Raw genomic sequence first — 16,607 nt, forward strand, 5'->3', positions numbered from 1 at the left:
TTGGAATCGCTTTCGGATGGTGTCACGGGTCGCCGGTACTCCGGAGACCCGTGTGGAGCGCCGATCGACGCACGGGTCTGCGGCGTACCGCCGACCCGTGGCACCAGAAACGATATCGTCGCGCGAAAGTGCGATCACCACTGACACAGGAAACATATCAATGCGCTTGAGCTCATTTCTCGCCACCGCCGCCTTCTCGCTGACAGCAGGTCTGTTCGTCGCCCCCTCGGCGTTCGCCCAGGACAAGCCGATCACCGGCACGCCGGAGTTTTCCCTCGGCATCGGCTACGCCAATGTGAGCGTCGGCAGCTCGTCGTCGGAACTGAATGGGCAGAACGCGCTGCGGGTCGATCCTGTGGTGAGCTTTTCGCCGTTCGCCGGGCTGCCGCAGCTTCGGCTCGGGGCGTCGGCGGGGGTGTCGATGGTGCTCGACAACAGCCAGCGGTCCCTCATCGTGAACAACGGCAGCGCTGTGTTCATCGGCAGCAGCGAGATGCCCTTCGTCCTGTTCACGCCCGAAGCCCGGCTGAGCTGGCGGCAGACCTTCGGTCGTAACGGCGAGTTCTTCATCGAGCCCGGCATCGGCGGCGGGGTGGCGCTGGGCTGGCTGAACGTCGACTCCGAAGTCGATCCCGACAACTCCATCGACAAGACCGATGTCACCTGGGAAGCCCGCGCGTTTCTGCACATCGGTGCCCGTGTCACCGGCGGAACCTTCGGCATCGAAATGTCGTACATGCGCGGCGGCGACATGACCTTCGCCGACAACGCCAGGGGCGACGTCAGCGAGTTCTACGTCGGCGTCTTTGGCGCGCTGCAGTTTTAGACGGCTGCTGCGATTACGCAGCGTCGTCGGCACCGATCGACCAGGCACCGTCAGGCGACAGGCCGTCGAAGAAGTCGAGGCCGGTGAGCGGCGGGCCGTAGTACGTGCCGGTGATGGCTACGCCGGCGTTGCGAGCGGCGGACGTGCTGCTCAGGCGGAAGCTGCTCATCCCCAGCAGATCATTCAGCAGGGTCGAGGCGTTGTTGAACGTCGGCACCGTGACAGACGTCAAACCCGGGTCGCCGCTCAGGTCGGTGTTGACCGTGCCCAGCTTTTCCTGGCCAGACTTAGTGCGCCACGCGCTGACGGTCGTGTAGGTCGTCGTGAAGTCCTTGATCGAGAGCGATCCGCCGCCGGCGTAGTAGGCGTTACCCTGGAAGACCAGGCCGGTCTGCTTGCCGACAATCTCGAGTGTCCGCACGCCTGGCGTCGTCTGGAAGACGTTGTTGCGGACGCGAATGTTGACCGTGGGGCTCATCACGTAGACAGCCCGCGGTGTGCCACTGGTGGCGGCCGACATGTAGACGGTGTTGTTGTGGATGTCGGTGTTCATCGGGCTGCTGGCCCCGTTCCACATCGTGATGCCGCCGTACCCGTTCTTGCGACCGTCGTTGGCCGAGATGTTGTACCGGATGGCGTTGTTGCCGAAGGGGCGTGCGCCGGAGAACTGGAAGACGCCGTAGCCTGCGCCGTCGTTGTCGTGGCTGTAGTTGTATTGCATCACCGAGTTGGTGACGCCGCCGTCGAGATCGAACCCGCCGCCGTCGGCGGTGCTGCCGGTCTGGTTGTGGTGTGACTCGTTCCGCTGAATGGTGATCTGGTCCGCGTCCCACGCCCAGATGCCGACCGGGCCGCCGACGGACGCGTTGAACTTGCCGTTATACGACGCGACGGATTGCTCGATCAGGCCCAATTGCGCATCCGACAGGATAATGCCGCTGCCCGTGTGCTTCGGGGTGAAGCCAATGATGCCGTAGTTATCGTTGACGGTTGCCCGGCGAATGGTGACGTTGGCATTGGCGTACTGCGTGCTGGTGGGGTTCCAGGCACCGTAGACCTCGATACCGCCACGCTCGTTGTGATGGACGCTGACGTCTTCGATCAAGACGTCGGCGTAGCCGCTCTTATCGACCGTGCCGCCGATGCGGATGCCCCAGCCGCCGGTGGCGACCGCTTCGCCGCGCTTGGGCTTGACGACGGTCGAGCCGAAGTCGCTGACGTCCAGGTTCTTGAGCGTAATGCTATTGAGCTTGATGCTGCCGGGCAGGGTGTTCACGAAGCTGACGCCGTCCCCGCCGGGGTTGGTCGTGTAGTTGCCGCCGTCGAGGATCAGGTCCTGGAGGACGACGTACTGGATGTTGGTCGCGGTGACGCCGGAGCCGGAAGCATTGAGAAGAGTTGCCCGTGCGGGACCGGTGCCTGGCGTTGGGTCGAACGAACCGATAACGACCGGCGCACCCGCCTCGCCCGAATCAGCCGCGTTCAACACCAACGGCCCGCCGAACGTTTCGTCTGCCGAGAACAGCAGCTGATCGCCGGCGGCCAAGTCCAGTGCGTTGACGTCAGCCGGCGCGACCCGGGCACCGCTCTGCGGAACGTAGCCCGCATCTGCCGTAACGAAGTAAGAAGTTGACAGCAGCTTGCGAGCTTCGAGCGTTTCCACGACGGAGCGGCGTTGAATTGTCATGAGAGATCATCCCTAAATCGCGCGAACTACGGAGCGTAGAGTTGGCGAATCCCCTTGCAGACGAGCAGGATTTCTTGCCCCAATGCAATCAATGGTACCGGGCGGCTATGATGCGTCAATGTTGCTGCTTGCCGATATCGCGTGATGAAGAGCTGTGAATTGTGGCAGGCGTTGAATGGCGGTCGGCAACGCGGTGTGCGTGCAGGCAGCGAACCCGCAGAGCAAAGGTGCCGCAATCGAGGGGCGGACCGACCGATTACAGACAGGCGTCAGGCAAAAACGGTCGAGACGGCGGTTGAAATAATGGCAGCGACCGGACTCGAACCGGTGACCCGAGGCTTATGAATCCTCTGCTCTACCAACTGAGCTACGCTGCCGAGCGGGGCGGAGAATGTACCAATTCTACGCGGGCTGACAAGTGACGGGAAAGAAACGCCGAATGCTGAATGCCGAATACTGAATCCAGACCTGCCTTCATTCATCCTTCCGCATTCATCCTTCCGCATTTCCCTTCAGATCGGCTTGGACCAGTCCGGCGGCAGGATCAGCACCGGGATCTTGGTGTTCTTCAGCAGTTCCACGGGCACGTTTCCGGCCAGCAGGCGGGCGAAGACGTTTTTGCCGGTCAACCCCAGCACGATCATGGTGGCTTCGCGCTCCAGCGCGGTGTTCAGAATCGCCCGGGCGATGTCGTCGCTGAACATCAGCAAGTCCTGAACCTGCAACCCCTTGGCGTGCAGCTCTTCCCGCATGAAGCGGATCGCCTGTTCCCCCTCGGCCTGCTCCTGTTCGCGCATCTGTCCGCCACTGGGGCGCGATACGTGGACGACCAGTACTTCGGCATTGAGCCGTTTGGCCAGGTCGCCCACCGAGTCGATCACTCGTTGGGCGGCGTAGGGGCTTGAGATCGCGATCAAGATTCGGCTCATCGTTCAATACCTGTGTCGGTCGGGCGCTCGCCCCGAGTCGCCCCCTTCACATCCTTCTACGGCAGCATCATGCCAATCCTGCGTCCAACATCAATGACCGGAGTACCCGCAATGCGTTACCGCGATGACTGAGGGCGTGTTTCTGGTCTGACGGCAGCTCGGCCGTCGTCAGGCCAAGCCCGGGGACCAGGAACAGGGGATCATATCCGAATCCGTTCGTCCCGCGCGGGCTGCGGAGAATCGTTCCCTCCACCGTCCCGCGCGCCGACAGCACAATTTTGCCGGACGGATCGGACAACGCCAGCTCGCACACGAATCGCCCGGTCCGGCGATCGTCGGGGACGGCGTCGAGCTGACGCAACAGCAGGGCGTTGTTGTCGGCGTCGCCTTTGCCGGCCTTGTTCATCTCGGCCCAGCGGGCGCTGTGAACGCCGGGCTTGCCGCCCAGCGCATCGACTTCAAGCCCGCTGTCGTCGGCCAAGGCCCAGGTGTCGAATTGCCGGGCGTAGTCGGATGCCTTGAGGCAGGCATTGTCGTGAAAGGTTTCGCCGGTTTCATCGACCGCGATTGCGTTCGGATGGCTCGACAGGTCGTCCCAGGTCAGGCTTTCGCTCGCGAGCATCTGCCGGAACTCTTTGACCTTATGTGCGTTGCCGGTGGCGATGAGGATGCGTTTGGGAGGCGACATGACGGGGCAAGAATAAGGATGAAGTCCGAAAGCGGAAGGACGAAAAGGGAACGATTTCGCGTTCGCTTCGATCCGTGCCTGCCCGTGCTGCGGTCTACTTTCTGTTCGGGCCGGTGGGGTTGACCATGGATGGTCCCTGCGTCCGGCCCCAGCCGCCCACCCGATCGGTCGTGACGGGGGTTGTTGACTGCATGTTTTCGAACCGGCCATTTCCCTTGGCTCGGGGGATTTCGACCAGGAACGACGGGTCCTGGTACTCCTTATTGTTCTCTCCGCGTTTCACCCCGATCTCGTAGTTCACCGCGTGCGCCGGGAACCGTTGCATCATGCGAAGCATGTCGGAGTTCTGGATTTCGAGCTTCGGCGCGACCGAGACCGCCTGCTTGCCGTCGATCCGCCGGGCTTCCAGGTCTTCCGAGATCGGAATGCTGGAGACGACCAGTGGCGTGCCGGCGGTGCTGTGGGCCACGTCCTTCATCTCGTCGGTGCGGTTTTGTTCCTTCACCGCGTCGTAGGTCCACTTGCCGACCGTCACCGAGCTGACCGAGTCACCGTGGAAGTAGTAGGCTTCGACGCCCTTGGCCCGCAGATCGGCGACGGCCTGGACGGCGGCTTCCTTGCGAAGCTGATGCCCGCGGAACGCCATGATCTGCAACGACCAGAACGCCCGCTTGGGGTCCACCGGGTTTTTCTCGCGGTCGACGTTGAAGAGGTTCCATTCCGGCGGGGCGGTGGGATCGGGGGCGTCGAGGGCGACGAAAAGGCTGCGCTCGAAAGGCTTGCTGCCGTCCCGTGACTTGCGTTCCCGCACGAATTGCATGTCGCCGTGGGCCCGCTGCACTTCGGCGGCGTTGTCTTTGTCGCCGGGCTCGACGGATTTGTAGTAACCGAAGTAGAGGTTGCTCGCGTCCTGGCCGTGGATAACGTACCAGTCGGACCGGCCGCTGGTGGTGTTGAGCCGGTCGCGAAGGGCCTGGGCGTCCACGACGTGGGTCGGTCCAACGACGGCATAGCAGAAGACGGTCCAGCGGGCACCGGGCGGGATATTGGGAATGGTCTGGACGACGGGCTGCGCCTGCCCGCCCGAGGCCGACTTGGCGCCGGCCGGTGTCGCCGCGCCCTGGGCCGCCGCGCCGACCGGCGCGTTGCTGGGCATAAGCGGCTGTTTTGTGAGTTGAGCGGTCGCCCCCGCGTCCGGCTGGGCGGCCTGCTTGGCCGTCTCGTTGCACCCGAGGATCTGCCCCAGAAGCAGTACGGTCGCCATCATGAAAATGGACGGACCGGCGAGTTGCGATGCGGATGAGCGGCGGGCAGTTGGCATGGGGAACAACTCCAACGGACGTTCGGACAAGAGGACGTTTTGGCGTCCCAGCGGCGACCCGGCAGTCTACCAGAACAACCCGATCCGCCGAAGGATAAGTTGTCACGTCCGATAGGTGTTCCCCGGTGCTGAGGCATGTTGTCATGCGGGTGGGCCACGCGCCCAATCCTCTCGGTTAGGGGTGCTCCTTAGCCCCGTCTTGCTGGTCGCAATTGCTCGCGTTGCCGATTTGTCTGCTTTACCCAACACGCGCCAACCGCCAGAGTAGGTACGGAGCACCGTTGGCGCAATGCAAGGTTTCGCCAGTGGTAACATCCGCCGGACGTGAATCGTTAGGATGCCGAGCCAGACGGGGCAATCGGCCGGGGCGGTCCCGGGCCGGTGTATCGACCCAGCGGAAGTTTCTTTCCCCCGAGCGCAACGATGCTTAGGACGGACGGCACAGGTTCAACCGCGACAGACCCGAGAGGGTCGGCGGGTGGACCGGAGAGCCAAGTCTCGCCGGCGACACCGGTAACACCGTCCGTTGGTACGGATCACTTGGCGGAGGATGCGGCCGAACGATCGCGCGAAGACCTGATTCTGCTCCGCCGGGCTGCCGGTGGGGACGGAAAGGCGTTCGCTGATCTGGTCGAACGCCACGCCAAAAGCATGTATCGACTGGCGTATATGCTTCTGGGAAGCAACGCCGACGCCGAGGACGTCGTCCAGGAAACCTGGACCGGCGTCTATAAAGCGCTCAAGCGGTTCGAAGGACGGTCGAGCGTTCGGACCTGGCTGATGCGGATCCTCTCCACGCAGGTCGCCCTTTGGCGACGCAAAAAGCGGAGCGGGATCAACCGCGTCGGCGATATGAGGCTGGGCGTTCTGTCGCTCGACGATGCCCCAGGTGCCGAGGCCGATGCACTGCCCCGGCCGGAACAGTCGGCCAACCGAAGCAGCGACTGGCAGGCCGACCTGGAAGTGGCGCTGGACAAGCTGAGCCTCGACCATAGGGAAGTCATCGTGCTTCGCGAGGTCGAAGGGTTCAGTTACGATGAGATCGCCGACTCGCTCAAGGTGCCGCGGGGCACGGTCGAATCCCGGCTGCACCGGGCGAGGAGTGAGCTCCGCAAGCATCTGAAGGCGTATGAGCCTTGAGATCGGGTGCAGGCGACGGTGTGAATGGCAAACTGAATGACGAATGACGACATTCGAATGACGAATGAAGTTCCAATGAATCAAGCTCCGGCGTTCGAAATCGGTTGAGGTTTCGGGCGTTAGAGAACAATCGGCCGGTGAGCGGCGTTTGTGTGACGTGCGGCAGGGCTGGAAACGGAAATCTGAGATCTGAGATCTGAGATCGGCGTTTCAAATCGCTCGGTCTCGCCCCCGGCCTTTCCGCCGTCGACTGTGAGAGAAACCATGGCCTGCGAACAACTCCATCTTGTCGGTGCGCTGGTGGACGGCGAATTGCCGGCCGCACAAACCGAGGCCGTGTCGCGCCATGTCGCGGCGTGCCCCGACTGCTCGGCGGAGATGGACGAACTGCGCGCCATGAGCCGTCTGGTGTCGGCCGCCCGCAACAGCAACATCGGCCTGATGCCCGACGACGCAATGGCCCGCCTTCGCACCCACGTGCAGGGCCTGGTCGAATCGGCCGACATCGGGCTGGTCTGGATGGCCCGCGTGTTCAGCGGCGTCGCCGCCAGCGTTTTGATCGCCGGCATCTGGCTGTTGAACCAGCCGGTCGAAAGGCCCGTGACGCAGGCGTCGCTGGTCCGCGACCAGGTGGTGATCACCAACGCGATGGCGGTGCTGTCGCGTGATCCTGCCCCGGCCACCGCCCCCAGCGCCCCCGACGTTCGCTCCCCCGAATCGATCCTGGATGACCTGGCCGGCACGAATCTGTCGTCGGCCGCCCACGTGACGGAGACGGAACTGCCATGAGCCGGCCCGCCCGTGGAAAACTTCTGCTGGTTATGTCCTTCGTGCTGACGCTCTGCGCCGGCATCGTGGTGGGCATGGGCCTCAACAAGCAGGTCATCGGGCAGCCGGTGGTCATCACCCAGGCTGTCGCCACCCAGCCGGCGTCGGCGCCGAACCCGGGATCCTGGTTCGTCAAGGAACTGAATCTGACGTCCGAGCAGAGCGAGCAGATGAAGTCCATCTGGTCGGCGGCAATGGAAGGGACCGGGCGGGTGCTGTTCGACCAGCGTCGCACGCTGTACCACGAGCGCGACAAGGCGATCGAGGCGATCTACACCGACGAGCAGCGGTCCGAGCGCGAACGGCTGAAGAAGGAATACGAATCCAAGCTCGCCGAGAACAGCAAGGAACGCGAAAAGCTCGTGCAGGCGGCGGTCGAGAAGACCAAGGCGATGCTGACCGAGCCGCAGCGAATCAAATACGAACAGATGCTCCGAGACCGTGCCGACCGCGATCGTCATCGCGGCCCGCCCACCCGTTCCAGCACTCAGCCGTCCGAGCGCCCACCCGGCCCACCGCCTTCTTTCGGTCCGCCGGGGTTCCCCGGTCGGCGTGGTGTTGACGACGGCCGAGGTGGCGAGCCGCGCGGCGGTAAGCCGGACGGGGGCCAACCGGAATTGCGGCTCTGAACCGACACAAGGCAACGTCACGACAACTGTAAGAACAGTGCGTCAGCGGCGTTCCGGGCACTTCATTCGTGAAGAATTTTACAACACGATCGATCGAACAACCCTTTCGCGGAGGCAACGCCATGTCGCTGCTCAACTCACGTTTGCTCAAGACAACCCTTCCCGTCCTGGCCGCGGCCGTTTTTGCCGTGCCGGCGATGGGCCAGGCCCAGCCCGCCCAGCCGGGGCAGCCCGGCCAGCCCGGGCAGCGGGGTACCGGCGGCGGCAATGGCGGCGGGACCGACGCCGAGCGTCAGGCCCGCTTCGACCAGTTCCGTCAGCAGATGGACACCCGCATGAAGGAGGTCCTCCGCGCCAGCGACGAGGAATACGCCGTCCTCAAGCCGCGCATCGAGAAGATTCAGTCGCTGCAGCGCGCCAATGACACCCGCCGCTCGGGCTACGGCATGCTGATGAGCGGTGCCTCGAACTGGCGCACCCGCGGCAGCACGCCCGGCGACGGTCAGCGCCAGCCCAATACCACTGAAAATGCCGACCCGAACCAGCAGCGCCGCAGCCCGTTCGGCGACACGCCCACCACGCCGGTGACCGTCAAGACACAGGAGATGCAGGCGGTCCTTGAAGCCAAGGACGCCGGCAACGACACGCTCAAGGCCAAGCTCGCCGAGCTTCGCGCCGCCCGTCAGACGGCCAGGCAGGAGATGACCGCTCTTCAGGAAGAACTGCGTCAGCTCTGCTCGGTCCGCCAGGAATCGGTGCTGGTCATGCTCGGACTGCTGGAGTAGGGTCCGCCTTGGCGGACGCGCCGGTTAAGGCCGCAAGTGCTGAGATGAAAGTGCTGAGTGCTGAGTAAAAGCACCCTTTGCGCCTTCACTCAGCACTCAGCACTTTCATCTCAGCACTCTTTGTCCGAAGGACAAACCTTGCAAGACATTCTGACCACGCTCACACGCCAGTCGCTGCTCGACGAAGACGCCGCGCAAGTCGCGCGGGAGCAACTCGCCGGCGGCGCGTCGCTCGATGACGCCCTCGACGTAGCGATTCATGGTGTCGACGGCGAAGCCAACGGGCAGGGCGTGGCGGCGGAGGAAAAGGTCCTCCGTTACCTCGCCGAGCAGTTCGGCCTGGCCTACGTCGAACTGGAAAACGTCAACCCGCCGCGCGAACTGCTGGCCAAGTTTCCGGCCCGCATCCTGCTCAATCACAAGCTGCTGCCGCTGGAGCAGACGCCCGATGGCGTGATCGTCGCGACCTGCCGGGTCTTCGACTCCGGCCCGCTGGACGAACTGCGCCTCGCGACCGGCCTGGAACTGCGGGCGGCGATCGCGCCGTCGCGCGAAATCGACCGCGCCGCCAAGCGCGTGCTCGGCGTCGGTGCCGACACGCTCCAGTCGATGGGCGCCGATGACGACGACGTCAAGGTCATCGAGACCAACGACGACGACCTCGACCTCAACGCCACCGCGGCGGCGCAGGATTCGTCGATCATCAAGTTCGTCAACCAGATCATGGCCGAGGCGCTGGAAGTGCGGGCGACCGACGTTCACGTCGAGCCGTTCGAAAACCAGCTCCGCATTCGCTACCGCGTGGACGGCGTACTGATCGAAGCGCCCATCCCGTCGAAGATCCGCAAGTATCACGCGGCGATCGTCAGCCGTCTTAAAATCCTGTCGCACTTGGACATCGCCGAGAAGCGCCTGCCGCAGGACGGCCGCATCCGCCTGCGGGTCGCGGGGCGTGAAATCGACCTTCGCGTGTCGGTCATTCCGATGATCCACGGCGAAGCGGTGGTGCTGCGTATCCTCGACCGCGGCGACACGGTGCTGGGCCTGGAAGCACTGGGCATGAGCGCCCGCGACAGCAACATCTGGACGAAAGTCCTCGACCTGCCGCATGGCATCATCCTGGTGACCGGCCCGACCGGCAGCGGCAAGACGACGACGCTGTACGCCGCGTTGTCGAAGATCAACCAGACCGACCTGAAGATCATCACGATCGAAGACCCGGTCGAGTATCAGCTCCGCGGCATCAACCAGATCCAGGTCAACACCAAGGCCAACCTGAGCTTCGGCGCCGGCCTGCGTGCGATCCTGCGTCACGACCCCGACGTCGTGCTGATCGGCGAAATTCGAGACCGCGAGACGGCCGAAATTGCCGTGCAGGCGTCGCTCACCGGCCACCTGGTGTTCAGCACGCTGCACACGAACGACGCTCCTGGTGCCACCTCACGACTGATCGACATGGGCGTCGAGCCTTACCTGGTGGCGAGTTCGGTCGAAATGATCGCAGCCCAGCGCCTGGTTCGACTGATCTGCAAGCACTGCCGCGAAGAGATCCCACAGGACGAAGTCGAGCGCATGACCGAAGGGCTCGACGATGTTCCGCGGGTGCTGTACCGCGGCCGCGGCTGCCGCAACTGTCAGAACACGGGGTATCGCGGCCGGCAGAGCGTTTTTGAAATGATGCCGGTGACGGACGAAATACGAAGCCTGATCCTGACCCGTTCGAGCAGCCGCGTGATCCGCAAAGTGGCGATCGAGCAGGGTATGAAGAGCCTGCGTCAGGACGGCTGGCGGTTGGTTGCCGCGGGCCGCACAACCGTGGACGAGGTGATCCGTATGACGAAGGACGAGAACCAGGCCGTTGGCATGGAGAAGGTGGCGAGTACTGGTGACCGAGTGATCGACTAGCCGTTGGAATGACGAATGACGAGATGCGAATGACGAGTGAAACCTCAATAACGGAAGCTTCAATCGTCGACACGTGCGGGAGTTTATTCATGCGAGTTTGAGACTTGAGTAACTGAGATTCGTCATTCATTCGCCATTCGAGTTTCGACCTTCGTAATTGCCCCTTATTTCCCATGGCCACTTTCGCATACACAGCCATCAGCCGCGACGGGAAGCGTACCGCTGGTACGCTTAGCGCCGACAGCCGCGCCTCGGCGATCACGCAGGTGACGCGGCAGGGGCTGCATCCGCTGAAGATCGACGAAACGCGCAACGGCGCATCGGTGCCGGTCGCGGCACCGGCGAAGCGCGTCACGCCGCCGCCGGGCAAGAAGGGCGCTTCCAAGGACGTCGCCCCGGCCAAAGCGCCGGACGGCAAGGCATCGGCGGATGCTTCGCCGGGCGGCCTGTTCGCTGCCCGCATCAATCCGAATCGCGTCTCGGGAAAACTGGTCGAAGGGTTCACGCGAGAGCTGGCGAACCTGCTGGCCGGCGGTGTGTCGCTGGCGCGGGCGCTCGGACTGCTCAAGCGCGAAGCCTCCAATCCCAACGCAAAGGCGCTCTGGAACGCGATCCACGACGACGTGGTCGGCGGCACCGCGCTCGCCGACTCGATGGCGAAGTACCCCAAGGCGTTTTCAACCGTCTATATCGCGATGGTTCGGGCAGGCGAAGCCGGCGGCTTTCTCGACGTCGTCCTCCAGCAGATCGCCGATTTCCGCACCCGCGAAGCCGACCTCAAGGGCAAGGTCAAAGCCGCGATGGTCTACCCCATCGTGCTGGCCGTGCTTTCGGTGGTCGTCGTCATCTTCCTGCTGAGCTTTTTCATCCCGAAGTTCGCCCCGATCTTCGACCAGTTCGGCGGCAAGCTGCCGACGCTGACGAAAATGATCATCGCCGCGTCCGACCTGGTGAAAGGCTACGGCCCTTACCTGGCGGTCGGCGGGGTGATTGTTGGCGTGATGTACTACCGCTGGATCAAGTCCGATTCGGGCCGCCGACGGGTGGAACTGATCACACTCGCCGTCCCGGTGCTGGGACGTGTTATCGCCCATTTCGCGCTGGTACGGTTCTGCCGCATGCTGGGTACGCTGGTCGGTGCCGGCGTGCCGCTGGTGTCTTCGCTTAAGACCGCCCGCGAGGCGATCGGCAACCAGACCCTCGCCGACACCGTCAGCCATGCGATCGAACAGGTTCAGCGTGGCGAAGCGCTGTCCAAGAGCCTGGCGAACAGCCCGCTGTTTCCCGCGTCGGTGGTCGAGACGATCGCCGTCGCCGAAGAGACCGGAAGGCTCGACAAGGAACTGGTCCGCGTCGCCACCAGTTACGAAGGCGACCTCGACCGCCAGTTGCGCATGCTTGTCGCGATCGCAGAGCCGGTCCTGCTGATCATCATGGCATCGGTGATCGGCCTGGTGGTGGTCGGTATGCTGCTGCCGGTGTTCAATATGTCGGAGTTGATCAAGTAGGGTCCGCCTTGGCGGACCGAAGCCGGAAGTCGAAAGTCAGTCGTCGGAGATTGCTGTAGGGTTCGCCTTGGCGGACCGATTATCGCTCGCAAACACCAGAGGAGAAACCAATGTCAGTGCATAGCCGTACACAAGTTCGTCGCGTTCGTCGTTCCGCGTTTACCCTGATCGAACTGCTGCTCGTGCTGGTCATCCTGGCGGTGCTGGCGGCGATCGTGGTGCCGAAGTTCACCGGCCGTACCGACGACGCCAAGATCGGCGCTGCCAAGACCACGGTGCGCACGATCGAAGGTGCGCTAGACCTGTTCGAACAGGACAACGGCCGCTACCCGACGACCGAAGAAGGCATTCGCGCCCTGATCGAAATGCCGGCGAATGTCACGAATTGGAAGGCCCCGTACTTCAAGGGCGACACCAAGGACCCCTGGGGCAACGAATACGGCTACCGCTACCCCGGTACCGTCAACACCCACGGGCCTGACGTCTTCTCGTTCGGCAAGGACGGCAAGGAAGGCGGCGGCGACGACTTGGGCAACTGGGTGACCGAGACCAAGTAATCCCCGGCGGACCGCTGTTGTAGGGTCCGCCTTGACGGACCGTTGCGCTCGCGTGACGTGTCCGCCGGAGCAGACCCTGCGAATGCACGGATCAAGTGTGCGCCGGTGCGGCCCACGCGTCCGCCAAGGCGGACCCTACGAATGCAAGTCGTCGTCAAGCAATCTCGCCGGGCCTTCACGCTGCTCGAGCTCATCCTCGTGCTGCTGGTGATGGCGATCATGGTCGCGATGGCGATCCCGGCGATGCGGGGCCTGGCGGCGGGGCGCGGGGCGGACGAGTGCGCGGGGCAGATGTTGGCGCTGGCCCACTACGCCCGCTCGCAGGCGATCGCCGAAGGCGTGAACTACCGGCTCAATATCGACCCGACGAACAAGGTGTATTACCTGACCAAGTTCTACAGCGATCCACTCGACGCAAGCGCCGCCCCGGGTTTCTACGAACTGGGCGTCGAGATGGGATCCGTCTTTCGCGCGCCCGCCGACGTGACGCTCGAATGGGACAACGCCTACGCATCGCTGCAGTTGCAGAACGCGGCGGCGACTGGGCAGATTCTGCCGGAGAAGATCGGCAGCGATGTGCCGTTCGTCGAGTTTACGCCGTCGGGCCGTACCGATGCCTGCCTGATCCGCGTCATCGACCGCGACGGCACGGTCACGCAGGTGGTCTGTCCGTCGGCGACGGAAACGATTCGAGTCATTCGGCCGGACGGAAGGATCAGGAGCTGATCATGATGAGGCACGAAGGCATGAAGGCACGCAGGCACAAGGGAGGCGCATCACCGCGCTCCCTTAGTGCCTCCGTGCCTCCGTGCCCCCGTGCCTCCTCCCGCAGTGCCTCCTCCCGCCGTGCCTCTGCTCGTCGAAACCGAGGCTTCACGCTTGTGGAAGTCCTCGCCACCATCCTGATGCTGGCGATCATCGTGCCGGTGGCGATGCAGGCGGTGAGCCTGGCGACTGGCATCTCCGGCGCGGCCCGCCACCGCGCCGAAGCCGCCGCGCTGGCCGAATCGCAACTGGCGTTCCTGATGACCAGCGGCGAGTGGCAGACCGGCACGCTGCAAGGCGACTTCGCGCAGCAGGGCTTTCCGGAGTACCAGTGGTACGCCAGCGTCGGCAACTGGACGGAAGCCAACGTGCAGCAGCTGGACGTGATGGTCCTCTGGACGACGCCCCGGCGGGGCGAGGAATCGGTTGTCGTCTCCACGCTGGTCTACCAGCTGGGAGCCGACGACAGTACCGGTGACGCGGCCGCGACAGGAGCGACGCCGTAGCGACGGCTTTGCCGTCGTGAAGTCAGAAGTCAGAAGTCGGAAAAGAAATGCGACCTGTATCGACCGCAATCTCGCCCGCCTCACACTTCGACTGTTTCGATGCGCCTTGTCCTATTCTGACTCCTGACTTCCGACTCCCGACTTCGGCGCGGCGAAGCCGCGCATTCACCCTTCTGGAACTCCTCGCCGCGATCTCCCTCGTGGCGCTGATCGGTCTTTCGCTTTTTGCCACGCTGCGGATTGCCACCCGAGCGCGGGACAGTTCCGAAGCATTGCTCGAACCGCAGCGGACTGCCGACCTGGCGTTCGAGATGATTCGTCAGGATCTGGAGAATGCCCAGCCGCCGTCGGGCGTGTTGTCGGCGACGTTCACCGGCGGCGACTTCCGCGACGGCCGCGGCCGTGACGGCGACACCGTCCGGTTCTTCACCACCAGCAAAGGCCCGCAGCACGAAAGCGGTGACGGCGACATTCGCCGGGTCGAGTACCTCTGCCTGGCGTCCGACGGCAACGACACCCAGGGCGAGTACATGCTCGTTCGCCGGGTCATTCACAACCTGCTCTCCCCGTTCGAACCGCCGGCCGACGACGAAGTCATCCTGCGCGGCATCGGTGGCTTCGATCTTCAGTTCTGGGACGGTGCCCTTGGCACTTGGGTGCCCACGTGGGAATCGGCCCAGCAGAACAACAGCGTTCCGATGGCGATCCAGGTGTCGATCGACCTCGACCGCACCCAGCTCGTCGACGGCCAGTCGCAGGTCGTCACCCGGCGGTTCGTGCGTGTCGTTCAGCTCCCGTGTGCAATTCCGGCGCAAAACACCAGCGGATTGGGGACGGGACGATGATGACGCAGCGAAGAAGCAAGATCACCACGGAGGCACGGAGACACGGAGGTGTTTCCGGTGCACCACGCTATGCCTGCGATGAGAAGAAGGCTTTTAGCTTTGAATCGCCGTCGGATCCTGTCTCGGCGGTGATCCCTCCGTGTCTCCGTGCCTCCGTGGTGACGTCTTCGTCCCGCCGTCATGGCACGATTCTGGTGATGGTGCTCTGGGGCATGATCGTCCTCACCGGCATCATCCTGGTGTTCGGGCGAACGGTGCAGGTGGAGGCGATTTCGTCGAACAACCGCGTATCGACAATCCAGACGGCCGCTATCCTGCGCGGGGCAGAGCAGTATGTGCTGTCGCTGGTCGAAAATGCCGCCGGCGATCCCACCTACGTCGTCGACGCCAGTTCCGAGGCGATGGCCGTCGGCACGAATCCCGTCGACGGTCGGCCGATGGGCTACTTCTGGATCATCAAGCCCGATACCGGCAACCCCGAGCTGACCGCGTTCGGGCTGGTGGATGAAAGCTCCAAGATCAATCTCAACAACGCCAGCCGGGAGACGCTGATGAAGCTCCCGAAGATGACCGAGGACATCGCCGACTCGATCATCGACTGGCGCGACACCGACGAGAACGTCACCAACCAGGGCGCTGAAAGCTCCTACTACTCCAACCTTCCGCAAGGCTACAACGCCAAGAACGACCGGTTCGAAGCGATCGAAGAGCTGCGACTTGTTCTTCAGCCGCGGCTGAAGGATGCGCGGCTGGTGGACGAGTTCCTCTACGGCTACGACCTCAATCATGACGGCGTCATGAGCGCCCGTGAGACCAGCGCCGGCGGGATGTCGTCGGCATTCAGCTCGGCGACGAACGACGGGCGGGGCATCGCGCCGTTCGTCACCGTTTACAGCGTCGAAGCCAACACCAACACCGGCCGGACCGACGTCAACGGCGACTCGAACCAGCTCCGCGACGCGATGCGGAAGATCTTCCAGCGCACCCGCGCCGACCAGATCGTCCAGCTCGCGACCACCGGCCCGGCCCCGCCGGGCGGTCGGCGGTTCGCCAACGTGTTCGATTTCTGTGGCAAGGGCACGATGTCCCCCCAGGAAGTCCGCCAGGCATACGACAAGCTGCACGCCAACCAGGGCCGCACCGCGACCGGGCGGGTGAACCTGAACACCGCGCCGCGCGAGGTGTTGCTGGCGATGCCCGGGCTTGAGGAACAGGACGTCGATAAGCTACTCAGCGCCCGCAATGCAGAAACCGGCACGTCACTGGCGTGGGTCTACGAGGCGATCGGCCCGCAAAAGGCGGCGGCGATCGGGTCGCTGCTGACCAACAAGAGCTACCAATACTCGGCGGACATCGTCGCGATGAGTTCCAACGGGAAGAGCTTCAAACGGATCAGGATCATCGCCGACGCCCGCCGAACGCCGGCCAGGATTGTGTATCGCAAAGACCTGAGCGACCTGGGTTGGCCGCTGGACGAGAGCATCCGGTATTCATTGCAGCAGGGCGGCGTGCTCGACACGCCGTTCGGGTCGGGCGGAAGTGCGTTTTAGCGGCATGGGCCTCGGTCAACCCCGGAAAATGCGGTTAACCACGGAGGACACAGAGAGCACGGAGAGGAAACACGAAGGGTTCCGCCCTCGAACGGATCGAGAAGAAGATCTGAGATCTGAGACCTGGCGATGTCTCCC

16 protein-coding genes and 1 tRNA gene are annotated in these 16,607 nt (G+C 63.7%); 12 read left to right on the forward strand and 5 right to left on the reverse strand.

Features of this window, described 5'->3' with window-relative positions:
- Nucleotides 1-160: 160 nt before the first annotated feature.
- Entirely contained in the window at nt 161-826 is a 666-nt protein-coding gene (locus IPV69_RS00070) for a hypothetical protein (RefSeq protein ID WP_206292865.1), read from the forward strand.
- Nucleotides 827-839: 13 nt separating this feature from the next.
- Here IPV69_RS00070 and IPV69_RS00075 read toward each other — a convergent pair whose 3' ends face one another.
- The 5 genes from IPV69_RS00075 to IPV69_RS00095 all read right to left on the reverse strand — a co-directional run bounded on the left by IPV69_RS00075 (nt 840) and on the right by IPV69_RS00095 (nt 5,451).
- Nucleotides 840-2,513: a right-handed parallel beta-helix repeat-containing protein gene (locus IPV69_RS00075; protein ID WP_206292866.1), complete on the reverse strand. Its 1,674-nt coding sequence runs from the start codon at nt 2,511-2,513 to the stop codon at nt 840-842.
- A 304-nt stretch (nt 2,514-2,817) separates the two neighbouring features.
- Nucleotides 2,818-2,890: transfer RNA gene (locus IPV69_RS00080), tRNA-Met, on the reverse strand.
- A 135-nt stretch (nt 2,891-3,025) separates the two neighbouring features.
- The gene (locus IPV69_RS00085; RefSeq protein ID WP_206292867.1) at nt 3,026-3,442 is read right to left on the reverse strand and encodes a universal stress protein; all 417 of its coding nucleotides are present in this window, start codon (nt 3,440-3,442) and stop codon (nt 3,026-3,028) included.
- 67 nt (nt 3,443-3,509) lie between these two features.
- Complete coding sequence (rdgB, locus tag IPV69_RS00090) at nt 3,510-4,130, reverse strand: RdgB/HAM1 family non-canonical purine NTP pyrophosphatase (protein ID WP_206292868.1); 621 nt, start codon at nt 4,128-4,130, stop codon at nt 3,510-3,512.
- Between the two features lie 94 nt (nt 4,131-4,224).
- A complete protein-coding gene (locus tag IPV69_RS00095; RefSeq protein ID WP_206292869.1) occupies nt 4,225-5,451 on the reverse strand; it encodes a hypothetical protein in 1,227 nt (408 codons plus the stop codon).
- A 423-nt stretch (nt 5,452-5,874) separates the two neighbouring features.
- Here IPV69_RS00095 and IPV69_RS00100 point away from each other — a divergent pair, with 423 nt between their 5' ends.
- The 11 genes from IPV69_RS00100 to IPV69_RS00150 all read left to right on the forward strand — a co-directional run bounded on the left by IPV69_RS00100 (nt 5,875) and on the right by IPV69_RS00150 (nt 16,469).
- On the forward strand, nt 5,875-6,591 hold the full coding sequence (locus tag IPV69_RS00100; RefSeq protein WP_206292870.1) for an RNA polymerase sigma factor: 717 nt from the start codon (nt 5,875-5,877) through the stop codon (nt 6,589-6,591).
- Between the two features lie 264 nt (nt 6,592-6,855).
- Nucleotides 6,856-7,380: an anti-sigma factor family protein gene (locus tag IPV69_RS00105; RefSeq protein WP_206292871.1), complete on the forward strand. Its 525-nt coding sequence runs from the start codon at nt 6,856-6,858 to the stop codon at nt 7,378-7,380.
- Nucleotides 7,377-8,048 carry a hypothetical protein gene (locus tag IPV69_RS00110; protein WP_206292872.1) on the forward strand — a complete coding sequence of 224 codons (672 nt, stop codon included), beginning with the start codon at nt 7,377-7,379 and terminating at the stop codon, nt 8,046-8,048. The genes IPV69_RS00105 and IPV69_RS00110 overlap by 4 nt, the downstream gene beginning before the upstream one ends.
- A gap of 122 nt (nt 8,049-8,170) precedes the next feature.
- Nucleotides 8,171-8,833 carry a hypothetical protein gene (locus IPV69_RS00115; protein WP_206292873.1) on the forward strand — a complete coding sequence of 221 codons (663 nt, stop codon included), beginning with the start codon at nt 8,171-8,173 and terminating at the stop codon, nt 8,831-8,833.
- 138 nt (nt 8,834-8,971) lie between these two features.
- Nucleotides 8,972-10,738, forward strand: coding sequence for a GspE/PulE family protein (locus IPV69_RS00120; RefSeq protein ID WP_206292874.1), 1,767 nt, complete (start codon nt 8,972-8,974; stop codon nt 10,736-10,738).
- Nucleotides 10,739-10,911: 173 nt separating this feature from the next.
- Nucleotides 10,912-12,246, forward strand: a complete 1,335-nt coding sequence (locus tag IPV69_RS00125) for a type II secretion system F family protein (protein WP_206292875.1) — start codon at nt 10,912-10,914, stop codon at nt 12,244-12,246.
- A gap of 110 nt (nt 12,247-12,356) precedes the next feature.
- Entirely contained in the window at nt 12,357-12,803 is a 447-nt protein-coding gene (gene gspG / locus IPV69_RS00130; protein WP_206292876.1) for a type II secretion system major pseudopilin GspG, read from the forward strand.
- Between the two features lie 141 nt (nt 12,804-12,944).
- Complete coding sequence (locus tag IPV69_RS00135; RefSeq protein WP_206292877.1) at nt 12,945-13,529, forward strand: pilus assembly FimT family protein; 585 nt, start codon at nt 12,945-12,947, stop codon at nt 13,527-13,529.
- 20 nt (nt 13,530-13,549) lie between these two features.
- Nucleotides 13,550-14,074: a type II secretion system protein gene (locus IPV69_RS00140; RefSeq protein ID WP_261362025.1), complete on the forward strand. Its 525-nt coding sequence runs from the start codon at nt 13,550-13,552 to the stop codon at nt 14,072-14,074.
- A gap of 47 nt (nt 14,075-14,121) precedes the next feature.
- A complete protein-coding gene (locus IPV69_RS00145) occupies nt 14,122-14,919 on the forward strand; it encodes a type II secretion system protein GspJ (protein ID WP_206292879.1) in 798 nt (265 codons plus the stop codon).
- Between the two features lie 155 nt (nt 14,920-15,074).
- Nucleotides 15,075-16,469 (forward strand): type II secretion system minor pseudopilin, encoded by a 1,395-nt coding sequence (locus IPV69_RS00150; protein ID WP_206292880.1) that lies wholly within the window; start codon nt 15,075-15,077, stop codon nt 16,467-16,469.
- Nucleotides 16,470-16,607: the final 138 nt, after the last annotated feature.

The sequence above is a fragment of the Humisphaera borealis genome (assembly GCF_015169395.1).
In the GTDB taxonomy this organism is placed as follows: Bacteria; Planctomycetota; Phycisphaerae; order Tepidisphaerales; family Tepidisphaeraceae; genus Humisphaera; species Humisphaera borealis.

Excerpts from the sequence above, each read along its gene's own strand:
- IPV69_RS00100 (WP_206292870.1), top strand. The coding sequence starts at position 5,875 with ATGCTTAGGACGGACGGCACAGGTTCAACCGCGACAGACCCGAGAGGG.
- IPV69_RS00115 (WP_206292873.1), top strand. The coding sequence starts at position 8,171 with ATGTCGCTGCTCAACTCACGTTTGCTCAAGACAACCCTTCCCGTCCTG.
- IPV69_RS00145 (WP_206292879.1), top strand. The coding sequence starts at position 14,122 with ATGCGACCTGTATCGACCGCAATCTCGCCCGCCTCACACTTCGACTGT.
- IPV69_RS00140 (WP_261362025.1), top strand. The coding sequence starts at position 13,550 with ATGAAGGCACGCAGGCACAAGGGAGGCGCATCACCGCGCTCCCTTAGT.
- IPV69_RS00135 (WP_206292877.1), top strand. The coding sequence starts at position 12,945 with ATGCAAGTCGTCGTCAAGCAATCTCGCCGGGCCTTCACGCTGCTCGAG.
- IPV69_RS00110 (WP_206292872.1), top strand. The coding sequence starts at position 7,377 with ATGAGCCGGCCCGCCCGTGGAAAACTTCTGCTGGTTATGTCCTTCGTG.
- IPV69_RS00095 (WP_206292869.1), bottom strand. The coding sequence starts at position 5,451 with ATGCCAACTGCCCGCCGCTCATCCGCATCGCAACTCGCCGGTCCGTCC.
- IPV69_RS00075 (WP_206292866.1), bottom strand. The coding sequence starts at position 2,513 with ATGACAATTCAACGCCGCTCCGTCGTGGAAACGCTCGAAGCTCGCAAG.
- rdgB (WP_206292868.1), bottom strand. The coding sequence starts at position 4,130 with ATGTCGCCTCCCAAACGCATCCTCATCGCCACCGGCAACGCACATAAG.
- gspG (WP_206292876.1), top strand. The coding sequence starts at position 12,357 with ATGTCAGTGCATAGCCGTACACAAGTTCGTCGCGTTCGTCGTTCCGCG.
- IPV69_RS00105 (WP_206292871.1), top strand. The coding sequence starts at position 6,856 with ATGGCCTGCGAACAACTCCATCTTGTCGGTGCGCTGGTGGACGGCGAA.
- IPV69_RS00070 (WP_206292865.1), top strand. The coding sequence starts at position 161 with ATGCGCTTGAGCTCATTTCTCGCCACCGCCGCCTTCTCGCTGACAGCA.
- IPV69_RS00085 (WP_206292867.1), bottom strand. The coding sequence starts at position 3,442 with ATGAGCCGAATCTTGATCGCGATCTCAAGCCCCTACGCCGCCCAACGA.
- IPV69_RS00125 (WP_206292875.1), top strand. The coding sequence starts at position 10,912 with ATGGCCACTTTCGCATACACAGCCATCAGCCGCGACGGGAAGCGTACC.